9 protein-coding genes are annotated in these 13783 nt (G+C 46.1%); 5 read left to right on the top strand and 4 right to left on the bottom strand.

Annotated elements, in window-relative coordinates; all coding sequences use genetic code 11:
* Positions 1–37: 37 nt before the first annotated feature.
* Both ED312_RS17435 and ED312_RS17430 read right to left on the bottom strand, forming a co-directional pair.
* Positions 38–1225, bottom strand: a complete 1188-nt coding sequence (locus tag ED312_RS17435; protein WP_123217309.1) for an argininosuccinate synthase — start codon at positions 1223–1225, stop codon at positions 38–40.
* Between the two features lie 69 nt (positions 1226–1294).
* Positions 1295–1996 carry a GNAT family N-acetyltransferase gene (locus ED312_RS17430; RefSeq protein WP_123217308.1) on the bottom strand — a complete coding sequence of 234 codons (702 nt, stop codon included), beginning with the start codon at positions 1994–1996 and terminating at the stop codon, positions 1295–1297.
* A gap of 342 nt (positions 1997–2338) precedes the next feature.
* Between ED312_RS17430 and ED312_RS17425 the strand changes: the two genes are divergently transcribed.
* The 5 genes from ED312_RS17425 to ED312_RS17405 all read left to right on the top strand — a co-directional run bounded on the left by ED312_RS17425 (position 2339) and on the right by ED312_RS17405 (position 12432).
* The gene (locus ED312_RS17425) at positions 2339–3640 is read left to right on the top strand and encodes a chorismate-binding protein (protein ID WP_123217307.1); all 1302 of its coding nucleotides are present in this window, start codon (positions 2339–2341) and stop codon (positions 3638–3640) included.
* A gap of 137 nt (positions 3641–3777) precedes the next feature.
* Positions 3778–5082, top strand: a complete 1305-nt coding sequence (gene tilS, locus ED312_RS17420) for a tRNA lysidine(34) synthetase TilS (protein ID WP_123217342.1) — start codon at positions 3778–3780, stop codon at positions 5080–5082.
* Between the two features lie 87 nt (positions 5083–5169).
* The gene (locus ED312_RS17415; RefSeq protein ID WP_123217306.1) at positions 5170–7128 is read left to right on the top strand and encodes a protein-disulfide reductase DsbD family protein; all 1959 of its coding nucleotides are present in this window, start codon (positions 5170–5172) and stop codon (positions 7126–7128) included.
* A 101-nt stretch (positions 7129–7229) separates the two neighbouring features.
* Positions 7230–9074 carry a CocE/NonD family hydrolase gene (locus tag ED312_RS17410; protein ID WP_123217305.1) on the top strand — a complete coding sequence of 615 codons (1845 nt, stop codon included), beginning with the start codon at positions 7230–7232 and terminating at the stop codon, positions 9072–9074.
* A 103-nt stretch (positions 9075–9177) separates the two neighbouring features.
* Positions 9178–12432, top strand: a complete 3255-nt coding sequence (locus ED312_RS17405; RefSeq protein ID WP_240643131.1) for a S41 family peptidase — start codon at positions 9178–9180, stop codon at positions 12430–12432.
* A 69-nt stretch (positions 12433–12501) separates the two neighbouring features.
* Here the strand turns inward: ED312_RS17405 and ED312_RS17400 are convergent, their stop codons facing one another.
* On the bottom strand, positions 12502–12726 hold the full coding sequence (locus ED312_RS17400) for a DUF6095 family protein (protein ID WP_123217303.1): 225 nt from the start codon (positions 12724–12726) through the stop codon (positions 12502–12504).
* A 193-nt stretch (positions 12727–12919) separates the two neighbouring features.
* Complete coding sequence (gene murQ, locus ED312_RS17395; protein ID WP_123217302.1) at positions 12920–13741, bottom strand: N-acetylmuramic acid 6-phosphate etherase; 822 nt, start codon at positions 13739–13741, stop codon at positions 12920–12922.
* Positions 13742–13783: the final 42 nt, after the last annotated feature.

Here is a 13783-nt window from a genome sequence, read left to right as displayed (position 1 = left end):
ATCTTTACTTCTATCTTCTGCCTTCGTGCTTCGTACTTTAATTTATTTTATTTACGTGATAATAGATCTTGTTCTGGTTAGAGTTGATTTTGATAAACCCTTTGGCATCATCTGCGGTCCAGCCTTTGTTCATTTCCCCGTAGCTGCCGAAGGAAGCGTTCATCAGGTCGTGTCCGGATTGGATGCCATCTACTACAAAACGGTACGGATGGAGGGTGACAAACACATCTCCGGAAACATTTTTCTGTGTGTCAGCAAGAAAAACCTCGATATTACGCATGACCTCGTCGAGATATTGTCCTTCGTGAAGGAGCATGCCATACCAGTTGGCCAGGTACTCTTTATGATGCTGTTGCCATTTGGTAAGTACATGTTTTTCCAGGGTATGGTGTGCCTTTATGATAATCAGGGGGGCAGCGGCCTCAAAACCGACCCTCCCCTTAATACCGATAATGGTGTCTCCCACATGGATATCACGCCCTATGGCATATTGGGAAGCCATACTGTTGAGCAGTTCTATGTTTTTGACAGGGCTGTCTTCCTTGCCGTCTATGGCTATCAGTTCCCCCTGACTGAAAGTGAGTTTTATCTTTTGGGAACCTTCGCTTTTCAATTGACTCGGGTAGGCTTCTTCCGGGAGCGACTGATGGGAGGTGAGGGTTTCTTCACCACCTACACTGGTACCCCAAAGTCCCCTGTTTATGGAGTATTTGGCTTTTTCCCAGGACATGTCCACCCCGTTTTTCTTCAGGTAACCGATTTCTTCCTGCCTGGAAAGCTGCTCGTCACGGATAGGGGTGATAATCTCTATTTCCGGGGCGAGTATCTGGAATATCATATCAAATCTTACCTGGTCGTTCCCGGCCCCCGTACTGCCGTGGGCAATGTATTGGGCGCCTATTTTCTTGGCGTAGTTTACGATCTCGATAGCTTGCACGATCCGTTCGGCACTGACGGAAAGCGGGTAGGTGTTGTTCTTTAAAACATTCCCGAAAATAAGGTATTTAACCACCTTGTTATAAAAAGAGTCTACTGCTTCAATGTTGCTGTATGTCGCTACCCCGAGTTTCAGGGCTTTTTCTTCGATCTCCTTTTTCTCTTCGGGAGTAAATCCTCCGGTATTTACGCTTACGGCATGTACTTCATATCCTTTTTCCTGTGATAGGTATTTTGCACAATAAGAAGTGTCCAGTCCGCCGCTGTATGCCAAAACGAGTTTTTTCATTGTTATTTGTTGTTTAATTTGTCAATTAGCAAATTTGGCAATGTGCCAACGTATTCACTTATTGACACATTATTTATTATTTCCTTTTAATTTATCCATAACCTTCTTCAGACTTATAAACCCTTCTTCTACAGGGATAATGGAATTTTTGGAAGGTTTCTTGTTTTTCAGAAAGATACTCTGTTTTATATTTTTCAACCTTTGGAGCACCTTACTGTTATAGGGGTGCTTTACCTCGGTGTTTTCCTTTTCTTTTGGATCGTAGAGCATCCCGGTACACAGGCACATCTTTTGTTGTGTCCGTTGCAGGATGTCGTAGTTTTTACAGGTCTGGCAGCCCTTCCAGAAGGTAGGGTCGTCCGTAAGCTCGGAAAAAGTCACGGGCCTGTATCCCAGTTCGTAATTGATCTTCATTACGGCAAGCCCCGTAGTAATACCGAATATTTTGGCGTCCGGGTATTTTTTCCTGGAATGGTCAAAAATAGCCTTCTTGATCTTTTTCGCAAGACCCAGGTTCCGGTAGTCCGGATGAACGATCAGCCCGGAGTTGGCGACGAACTTTTCGTGCCCCCAGGCTTCAATGTAGCAGAACCCTGCAAATTTATCGCCGTCTACAGCAATCACAGCATTGCCGTTCTCGATCTTCGAAATAATGTATTCCGGAGTCCTTTTGGCAATACCGGTACCTCTTACCTTGGCCGATTCTTCGATCGTATCACAGATAAGGGAAGCGAATTTTATATGCGACTTGTCAGCAATAACAATGTCCATTTTGCTTTTACTTGGTTGAAAAAATAAGTGGAATTTTCTTTGAAAGGGGAACCGGACTCACCTAAGTTCCAAAATTAAAGTACACCCTTACGGGCGACGGGGGGTACGACGCACAACAGGACGAATCTCTGAAACCGGAAGTCTCAGGAAAACTGAAGTAGATATGTTGTGAGTGTTTTGCATTTTCTGTCAAAAATATTGAGGTAAACAAAAATTTCAATAGTGATAACCCCAGTACTTGTTTTTCACATTGCAATAGTACAAAATAAAATCCTTTTGAGAGGCAATCTTTCGTAAAGGATTTGTTAAATTTGTAACATTCTTATTTTCTAAAACAGAGGAATGCAGAGAACGGAAGTTGTATTTTCCCTAGAGGAAGGGGACGGATTCAAGGAAAAATTACTTTTATGGGCACAACAACATACCGAGGTAATATGGCTGGACAGCAATAATTATAAGCATCTGTACCCTACATTCGATGCCGTACTGGCCGTAGATGCTCTCACCGCCATAAAAACCGATTATCACCACGCTTTTGACGATCTAAAGGAATACCAGACGACTACTGCCGACTGGATATTCGGGTACCTGTCTTATGACCTGAAGAACGATGTGGAACGATTGACATCGGCAAATACGGATCACCTGGGATTTCCGGACCTTTATTTCTTTCAGCCTAAGAAGATCGTTTTTATCAAAGGCAATACCGCGAAGTTCTGTTATATGCCTATGGTAGATGACGAAGTGGAGGAGGATTTTATACACATCCGGAAAACAGCTGTCGAAGGCACTACACCTCCCGAACGGATAGGAAAAGAAGATATTAAGGCGAGAATACCCAAAGAAGCATACCTGCAAAAGGTGGAACAGTTGCTTGCTCATATTCGCAGGGGGGATATTTACGAGGCCAATTTCTGCCAGGAATTTTACGCCGTGAACAGTTCTTTTGATCCCGTCCCTGCTTTTTTCAGGCTCAATGCCATTTCCCGCCCGCCTTTTGCCGCCTGTCTGAAACTGGAAGATAAATACCTTTTGTCCGCCTCCCCGGAACGATACCTCAAAAGGACGGGCAATCAGGTAATCTCCCAGCCGATAAAGGGTACGGCAAGGCGTGCGGAAACTCCGGAAGAAGACCGTAAACTGAAAGAAGAACTGGAAAATACACCCAAAGAGCGCTCAGAGAACATTATGATCGTAGACCTGGTGCGCAACGACCTGTCCGTAACGGCGAAAAAAGGAAGTGTCCGGGTCGAAGAATTATGCCGGGTATATACGTTTGAACAGGTACATCAACTGGTATCTACCGTTGCGGCCGAAGTGGAAGACAGTGTTCCGTCCGTAGAAATATTGCGTTCCACCTTTCCGATGGGGAGCATGACCGGGGCACCGAAGATATCGGCCATGAAGATCATCGAACAGCTGGAAGTCACCCGGCGGGGGCTTTACAGCGGGGCAGTTGGATATTTTACACCCTCGGGTGATTTTGATTTCAATGTGGTCATCCGGAGTATTCTGTACAACAAAGCCAATGATTATATATCTTTTACGGTAGGAGGGGCCATTACCGGGGAATCCGATCCGGAAAAAGAATACGAAGAATGTATGTTGAAGGCAGCAGCTATGCGAAAGGTGCTGGAGGAGTGAACAGGAATGCGACAATTTGTAAAAAAGTTTTGGGACCTATGACATTTTACGGTGTATAACTTGTGATGGGCCTAAATGCAAAGACAGAATAAGGCAAGGGATTTTTGGCTTTGCAGAAGAACCGTTATTTTAGCCGGATGTTACGATTGTTTGAAGAACATATAGAAAAGGGTTTTCCTTATCTGAAACAGGCCAGGTTGCTGGTTGCCGTCAGTGGGGGGATAGACAGTGTGGTGCTCGCCCGGCTTTGTCATGCAGCCGGACTGGACATGGCATTGGCACACTGTAACTTTCACCTTCGCGGAGAGGAAAGTAATGAGGATGAGAAGTTTGTGCGGAAACTGTCGGAAGAACTCGGAACTGAAATTTATGTAGCGCATTTCGAGACCGGCGATTATGCCCGGGAAAAAGGTACATCCATACAGATAGCGGCCAGGGAACTCCGGTATAACTGGTTTGACCGTTTGCTGAATGAAAGAAAAGGAGCGTATCTGCTCACCGCACACCACGCAGATGACAGCCTGGAGACTTTTCTGATAAACCTGTCCCGTGGAACGGGAATAGAAGGCCTGTCCGGAATTCCTCCCGTAAACGGAAAGATCGTACGGCCTCTGCTGCCGTTTTCAAGGGAGCAGCTATTCGGCTATTTACAGGAAAATCACTGGTCGTGGCAGGAGGACAGCAGCAATACGGATACCAAGTACTTACGGAATAAGATACGTCACAATATTGTCCCTGGACTAAAGACATTATCGTCCGATTTTTTACAGCAGTTCGGGCGGACACAAAAACACCTGGCGGAATGCGAAACCATACTGATGAAGCACGTGGACGAGCTGCGGGAACATATCATGCGAAAAGAAGGGAACCGGTGGATAATTTCTGTGGAAGAACTGAACAGGCTGCATCCGCAGGAATCCTACCTTTATTACCTGTTTAAGGATTTCTCTTTTCCGGTGGATGAGGTCCGTAAATTATTGCATGCCATGTCCGGGAAGCAAATCACCTCCGGCAAATATGTCATGCTGAAAGACAGGGGAAACCTGCTTATAGAGCCCTTAAAAAAAGAGGAAGACCCTTTTTTTATCATAGATGCCGGAACAGAAGAGATCGATAGCCCGGTACATTTGCGGTTTTCAGAAACTGAAATCCCGGGAGGTCCCGATAAAAATACAGTGAAGATTGATAAAGATAAGTTAAACTATCCGCTGAAATTGAGAAAATGGGAAAAAGGCGATTATTTTTACCCTTTGGGAATGACGAACCGGAAGAAACTGAGCAAATTTTTTAAGGACGAAAAGGTGTCGGTACTGGATAAACAGAACACCTGGCTGTTGTGCTCCGACGATGATATAGTATGGGTTGTGGGCCACCGTCTGGATAACCGGTACAAGGTAAGTCCGGAGACGGTAAATACCCTTTATATTTCGGGCATATTTTAAAGCAGTCCCCGAGACGGGGCCCCGATAACACAAATAAAATCAAAACCTGATATCTGAAATCACACTTCAAAAATCCAAGTTCAAATAATGAAACACATTCTTCCCATCCTGATCGGATTGTTTTTTCTAACCTTTTCACCAAAGGTCACGGCACAGGCACAACAGGTAAATTGGAATACCTCCGTTGAGAAGCTTTCGGATACGGAATATGAATTGGTGATGACAGCTTCCATTGTAGAGAACTGGCACCTGTATACGACCAATATCCCTGAAGGCGGCCCCATACCGACCTCTTTTACTTTTGAAGACGTAGGGGAGGATTTCGAACTGGTGGGAGATATCCTGGAAAGTGAATCTCACACGGAATATGACAATATCTTTGATATGGAACTTTCCTATTTTGACGGGAAAGCCGTATTTAAACAGAAAATAAAATTACTCAATCCGGAAGTTAAGGTCATACAGGGACTGGTGGAATACCAGGCCTGTGATGACAAAAGCTGTATCTTCTCCGATGCGGACCTCGCCTTTGCCCTGGATGGGGGAAAAGCAGCGGTGAAACAACTGGAAGTGGACGAAAAAAGTGCCCGGCTTTCCAAAAACCTGAAGCTCGACCTGAAGAACCCGGAACTTCTGAAAGGAGGAGAGCAGGAAGAAGGGGGAGGCAACAGCCTGGCCGGGATTTTTATCCTGGGATTTCTGGGAGGCTTGCTGGCATTACTGACGCCCTGCGTATTTCCTATGATACCGCTTACGGTTTCGTTTTTTACAAAACAGTCCGGAACCCGAAAAAAAGGAATTTCCAATGCTATACTCTACGGGGTATTTATAGTAGTGATCTATATGTTGTTGAGCCTGCCGTTCCACTTTCTGGATTCGCTGGACCCGGAAATACTCAATACCATTTCCACGAACGTATGGCTTAATATAGCCTTCTTTGTCATTTTTGTATTTTTTGCCTTTTCCTTCTTTGGGTATTATGAGCTTACCCTTCCCAGTTCGTGGGGTAATAAGATGGATTCGGCTTCGGGTACCGGAGGCGTTATCGGTATCTTTTTTATGGCATTGACCCTGGCTATAGTGTCTTTCTCCTGTACCGGTCCGATACTGGGGTCATTACTGGTGGGATCGCTCACGGCAGAAGGAGGAGCAATGCAGCTTACCGCCGGGATTACCGGTTTTGGTTTTGCCCTGGCCTTGCCTTTTGCCCTCTTCGCCCTTTTTCCGAACTGGCTCAATTCCCTGCCCCGTTCCGGAGGATGGATGACCACGGTAAAAGTCATACTCGGCTTCCTGGAACTAGCCCTCGCCTTTAAGTTCCTTTCCAATGCGGACCTCGTACAACACTGGGGTATCCTGAAACGGGAGGTATTTATAGGTATATGGGTGGTGATCTTTGCCCTGATGGCCCTTTACCTCTTCGGGAAGATCAGATTCCCGCACGACGGCCCGTTGAAGAAACTCAGCTTTCTGCGGATAAGTACAGGAGTACTGGTAACCGCGTTTGTGATCTACCTGATCTCGGGAATATTCGGTGGCCATCTCAAACTGCTCAGCGGTTTCCCGCCCCCGGTATTCTACAGTGTAAAACAACAGGAAAGCGATTGCCCCCTCGGACTGAATTGTTTTAAGGATTTTGACGAAGGCCTGGCATATGCAAAAGCGAATGACAAACCTATTTTGCTGGACTTTACCGGCTGGGCCTGTGTAAACTGCCGGAAAATGGAAGAAAATGTGTGGAGTGTGCCTAAGGTATATGAACTGTTGAAGAATGACTATGTGCTTATTTCCCTGTATGTAGATGATCGTAAGGAACTTACGGAGGAAAAACAGTTTAATTATCAACTGGAATCCGGAAGGGTGAAAAAGATCCGGACGATAGGAGAGAAGTGGGCAACCTTCCAGGCGATAAACTTTCACACGGCATCACAGCCTTATTACATTATTATGACCCCTGATATGGAATTGCTCGGACCACCACAACAGTATACGGATACGGATACCTATCACGACTGGTTGAAGGCCGGAGCAGAAAGTGTTAAATAACAATACCTTTTTCACGAAACAAAAAGAGTACGGTGACAACCGTACTTTTTTTGTTATATATTTACTTTCTTTTAATATGTTATACCAATAAAATTCTCACAATGAAGAAATTTTCCGCTTTGTTATTTACATTATTTGTCTTTATTTCCTGTATTGCGCAGGAATATGATGTAAAGGCACATTACGATAAGCAGGAAGTGGCCATTACCATGCGGGATGGTATTAAGCTTCATGCCACGATCTACAGTCCCAAGGACAAAACCAAAAAATATCCGGTTGTCCTCCAGCGCACACCATATAGCTGTGCACCTTACGGAGAAGGGCAATACCGTTCCAAAATAGGGCCCAATGAGACCATGATGAAAGAAGGGTATATTATTGTGTACCAGGATGTAAGAGGCCGTTGGAACAGTGAAGGGGTATATGACAACATGAGAGCCTATATTCCCCGGAAAAAAAGGAAACAGACCGATGAAGCTTCCGACACTTACGATACGATCGACTGGCTGGTGAAAAATGTAGATAACAACAACGGCCGGGTAGGTGTATGGGGAGGTTCATACCCCGGGTTTTATTCTACTTATAGCCTTCTCGATCCGCATCCCGCCCTGAAAGCCGTATCCCCGCAGGCTCCCATAGGGGATTTTTTCTTTGATGATTTTCATCACAACGGGGCTTATATGTTAAGCTATTGGAGGGTTACCCCGTTGTTCGGGCATATGAAAGACAAACCCACCACCGAAACCTGGTATGAACTTCCGGACCTTGGTACGCAGGACCAATACCAGTTTTTCCTGGATGCAGGCCCGTTGTCCAACCTGGATAAATACTTTAAGGAGGACAATGTTTTCTGGCAGCAGTTGAAAGACCATCCGAACTATGATGATTTCTGGAAGCCGAGAGGTATTATCCAGCACCTGAAGGATATAAAACCTGCCGTGATGGTAGTAGGGGGATGGTTTGATGCGGAAGACCTTTACGGCCCCTTGTCAACTTACAAGGCCATGAAGAGCAGTGATAATTATAATACTATCGTTATGGGACCGTGGAGCCATGGCGACTGGATAAGATTAAACAAGCGCCAGGCTATAGGTAATGTGTATTTCGGTGATGGTATATCCAAATTTTACCAGGAAGAGATAGAGACGAAATTCTTTAATCATTTTCTGAAAGGGAGCGGGGATAAGAATTCCGGCTTACCGGAGGCATATATGTTTGACACCGGGAAACACGAATGGCATAAATTCGATACCTGGCCACCGGAAAATACCACCAAAGAAGTGTATGGTATGGGAAGGAACCAAAATCTGTCACAGGTAATGACCATGGAGTTTTCGTACCAGGAATTCATTAGTGATCCCAAAAAACCGGTACCTTATTCCGAAGACATTAAAGTGGTTTTTACGCCCAGAAAATACATGACGGACGATCAGCGTTTTGCCGCGCGGAGGCCGGATGTACTGGTTTTTGAAACCGGGGTACTGGAAGAAGATATGACACTGGCCGGGGAGATTCTGGCCAGGTTAAAAGTGTCTACCACCGGGACCGATGCCGACTGGATTGTCAAAGTGATCGATGTATTTCCCCCGGATGCGGAGGATTACGAAGAAACGCAGGACTATCTGAAAATGAGCAATTATCATATGATGGTGCGCAGCGAAGTGATGCGTGGCCGTTTCCGAAACAGCTTTGAAAAACCGGAACCGTTTGTACCGGACGAAGTGACCGATGTAAACGTGAAATTGCAGGATGTGTTCCATACCTTTAAAAAAGGGCACAAAATACAGGTGCAGGTGCAGAGTACCTGGTTCCCCCTGATCGATCTGAACCCGCAAACCTATGTAGATAATATTTTCTACGCTAAAAAGGAAGATTTTCAAAAGCAGACTCACAGGGTATACAATTCTTCTTCCATTGAATTTACCGTTTTAAAAGAAGACGAATAACTACGGACTGCCATACCCGAAGCCCGGAGACTGCTCTCAACGGCTTCGGGTACTGTTCCCGTTATTTATCATCATATTTTAATAACCAACCATGAGAATACAAATGAAAACAATACTGCCTCTTTTATTCATTGTCCTGAACATTCCCCTCCTGAAAAGCGCTCCCGATCCGGATGACACCAGGCTTTTGTCCCAGCCCGCGATGAGCGATACCCATATCGCGTTCATTTATGCCGAAGATCTTTGGGTGGCCGGTAAAGACGGTTCTAATCCGCTGAGACTGACCATAGACGAAGGAGTGGAATCCGCCCCGGTTTTTTCTCCGGATGGTTCCATGATCGCCTTTAACGCCGAATATGACGGCAATGTAGATGTATATATAGTTCCCGTAACCGGAGGTATACCGCGACGGCTCACCTGGCATCCGTACAGTGATATGGTAAGAGGGTTTACTCCCGATGGGAAAAATGTTCTTTTTGCCTCACAACGGAATACCTTTACCAATCGTTACACCCAGTTGTTTACCGTTGGTGTGGATGGCGGAAAGGTGACGCAGCTGGATATTCCCAATGCTTTCTGGGCTACGTATGCACCGGATGGCGGACATATTGCCTATACACCTTTAAGGGATGTATTCACCCAGTGGAAGCACTACAGGGGAGGTACCATTTCGCGGATATGGCTTTATAATACGGACGATCATTCCGTAGTGGAGATCCCGAAACCTGCCGGTGGGTGTAACGATACCAATCCCGGATGGATGGGATCGAAAATTTACTTTCGTAGTGACAGGAACGGGGAATTCAACCTCTTTTCTTATGATACGAGGACAAAAGAAGTAGAACAGCTGACCGATTATAAAGATTTTCCGGTGATGAGCCTGCACGCACACAACGGGGAGGTGATCTATGAACAGGCAGGCTACCTGCATGTCTATGATGTGGCCGGAAATAGTACCAGGCGCCTTAAAATAGGTATAGCTACGGATCTGCTGGAGCTACGCAAACGTTTTGTGTCCGGTGTAAACTATGTCCGGAGTGCCTCCATTTCACCATCCGGGGCCAGGGTAGTTGTGGATTTTCGTGGAGAAATAGTAACAGTACCTGCCAAAAAAGGAGATCCTTTGAATATTACCAATACCCCCGGAGTGCATGAAAAAAATCCGGAATGGTCACCGGACGGAAAATCCATAGCTTACTTTTCCGATGCAGGCGGGGAATACGCATTACATATCCGGCATAAAGAAGGAAAAGGAGAAGCGAAGGTGATCAAACCGGGAGGAACAGGGTTTTATGCCCGTATCCATTGGGCTCCTGATAGTAAAAAACTGTGTTTTTCAGACAACGGGAGGAACTTTTATCTCGCAGATGCCACATCCGGTAAAGTGACAAAAATTGCTTCGGACGAACGATATGTGCCGGGCGCATTCCGGGAGTTGTTCGGTGATTGGTCGGCAGATTCCGACTGGATCGCTTATACGGTAATTACGGATACTCACTTTGAAAGAGCATACCTCTACTCGGTAAAAGAAGGGAAATCCTATCCGCTTTCCGACGGATTATCCAGTGTTTCCAGTCCGGTATTTGATCCTTCCGGCAAGTATTTGTATATGCTGGCCTCAACAGATGCGGGCCCGGTGCTGAACTGGTTCGACCAATCTTCCATAGATATGGAGATGAACAGTTCCATATATCTCATCACCCTGCAAAAAGATGTGAAGTCGCCCTTTGCCCGCGAAAACGATATGGAGGAGACAGGAGAGGGAGAGGAGAAAACCGATAAAAAGGACGGTAAAGATAAGAAGGAAGAAGAGAAAGAGCATACCGTTCCGCTGAAGGTAGACTGGAAAGGTATAGCGAATCGCATTGTGGACATTCCTGTACCGGCCGGTATGTATTCCGGTCTTGGTATAGCCAAAGAAGGAGAACTGTTTTACCTGGCCCGGCCTCCGCACGGTGGCCCGGCCATGTTGCATAAATACGACCTGAAGGAAAGAAAAGACGAGGAAATCATGGAAGCGGATGCTTATGTGATTGCCGCCAAAGGCGAAAAGATGTTGTACCGGAGTAAAGGAAAATGGGGAATAACCGACACCGGGAAAAAACCGGAAAACGGTAGCCTGAAGGTAGACGCGATACAGGTAAAAATAGATCCGGTTGCCGAATGGAACAATATTTTTGAAGAGGCCTGGAGAGTAAACCGCGATTATTTCTATGACCCCGGCATGCAAGGGGCCGACTGGGAAGCTATGAGGAAAAAATACCGGATATTCCTGCCGGACCTTTCCTGTCGGAGTGACCTTTACCGGGTAATGGAATGGATGTTCAGCGAACTTGCCGTGGGGCATCACCGTTTTCAGAATACAGGAGACCGTTTGCACGAACCGGAATCCGTGCAGGGCGGATTGCTGGGTGCCGACTACGAGGTGGCAGGAAACCGTTATCGTTTCAAGAAAATATACGGAGGGCTCAACTGGAATCCCGAAATGCGGTCTCCATTGACCGAACCCGGAGTGGATGTACGTGAAGGAGATTATCTCTTGGCTGTGAATGGTAAAGAAGTTACGGCCAAAGATAACCTTTACAGCTTTTTTGAAAACACAGCGAATAAAATTGTGACGCTGAAGGTGAACAGTTCCGATAGCGAATCCGGTGCCAGGGAAGTCAAGGTCACCCCTATAGCCTGGGAATGGGCTTTGAGGAACCGGGACTGGGTAGAAGGTAATATGAAAAAAGTACACGAAGCGACCGATGGACAAGTAGCCTATGTGTATGTGCCGAATACGGCAGATGCCGGGCATGAATATTTTAAGCGGTATTTCTTCCCGCAGGCCAATAAAAAAGCCATTATTATTGACGAACGCTTTAACGGCGGAGGTTACCTGGCAGATTATTATATAGATATCCTTAAGAGGCCGGTGCAGGCCTACTGGAATTTCCGTTACGGCATGGACCTGAAGTCACCAAGTGCATCCATACAAGGGCCCAAAGTTATGCTCATAGACGAAACAGCCGGGTCCGGAGGGGATTTCCTGCCCTGGATGTTCCGGAAGTTCAAATTAGGGAAACTCATAGGCAAACGTACCTGGGGCGGACTGGTAGGGATACTCGGTTTTCCCGAGTTTATTGACGGGGGATCGGTAACCGCACCCAATGTCGCTTTTTACAGTGAAGAAGGCTTCCGTGTTGAAAACGAAGGAGTGGCTCCCGATATTGAAGTAGAGCAATGGCCTGAGCAGGTTATACAGGGAAAAGACCCGCAACTGGAAAGGGCTATCGATGAAGTGATGAAGGAATTAAAGGCAAATCCTCCTAAAAAAATGGAGCGTCCGCCATATCCGGTTAGGGTGAAAAAATAAGTAATAATATCCCGGGATATGAGGCTCCGTCCTTTTCCTGTTTTACGCAGGGAGAGAGACGGAGTTTTTTTAGTCTCCGAAAAAGGACTTCATCATTATCCGGAGGCTTACAAACGCCATGACAATAGCTCCTATTGCCGCCAAAAGCCCCAGTATCAGTACCGGCCAGTAAAACGGATGTTCCTGGTTTTTGAAGGCCTGGTAAAGGATTATCGGGGCACCGAACATCAGCATGAGGGTATAAGCGAAATATTTCAGGCTCTTCAGGAATAGTTGTCGGTCTGTTCGTCTCAAGGTTTTGTTTTTTCGGTTTTATTAATCAGCCGGTTTATTGCCGCACTTTAACAGTGTGGAAAATATAAAGTTAATGAATTTGTCGGTTATTGGGTTTACACGTGTTGCCCGACTAGCGGAATAACTTAATAACGTAGCTAAAGAGCAACTTCATTACCTGTCCGAACCTCTGCATCTTTTAGTGCAGAGTGCCTTATTTTTCAGATTGTTGGTACGCTTTGATCGCGTTCCTTACATTTTTATACCTGTTCAGAAGGGTTTCGGCCTCTTCCCTGGACACAGCCAGTTCTTCCATGAGCATTCTCACCCCGCGATTTACCAGTTTTACGTTGCTCAGTCGCATATCCACCATCTTGTTTCCCTTAACACGGCCCAGTTGTATCATGGTGGTGGTAGAGATCATATTCAGTATAAGCTTTTGTGCGGTCCCGGCTTTCATGCGGGAGCTTCCCGTAACGAATTCTGGCCCTACAATGGCCACGACAGGATATTGTGCTACACGGGAGAGCGGGCTGCCCTCATTACAGGTTATGCAACCCGTAAGAATGCCGTTTTTGTTACATGCTTCCAGACCTCCCGTTACATACGGTGTGGTGCCTGATGCGGCGATACCGATGACCACGTCCTGAGGAGAAATATCATATTCACATAAGTCTTTCCAGGCCTGTTCCCAGCTGTCTTCCGCATTTTCCACTGCCTTCCGGATGGCTTGGTCGCCACCGGCAATGAGCCCTATGACCAATTGATCGGACACCCCGTATGTTGGGGGGCATTCGGATGCATCGAGGATTCCCAGCCTGCCGCTTGTTCCGGCCCCTATATAAAAAAGTCGGCCACCGCCTTTCAGTTTCCCCACTATTTGTTCGACCAGGGCTTCTATTTGGGGAATGGCTTTTTCAACAGCAAGAGGAACAGTTTGATCTTCTTTGTTTATACTGATCAGGATATCGTTTATCGACATTTTTTCCAGGTCCCGGTAATTGGAATCCTGTTCTGTTATTTTTATAAAGTCCATAATGAATATATGAATGCGATATCTTGTTTTTAATTTGCTCCG

Origin of the sequence: Sinomicrobium pectinilyticum, from assembly GCF_003725735.1 — a bacterium.
Lineage (GTDB): Bacteria > Bacteroidota > Bacteroidia > Flavobacteriales > Flavobacteriaceae > Sinomicrobium > Sinomicrobium pectinilyticum.
This window is presented reverse-complemented; position numbering and strand designations above follow the sequence as displayed.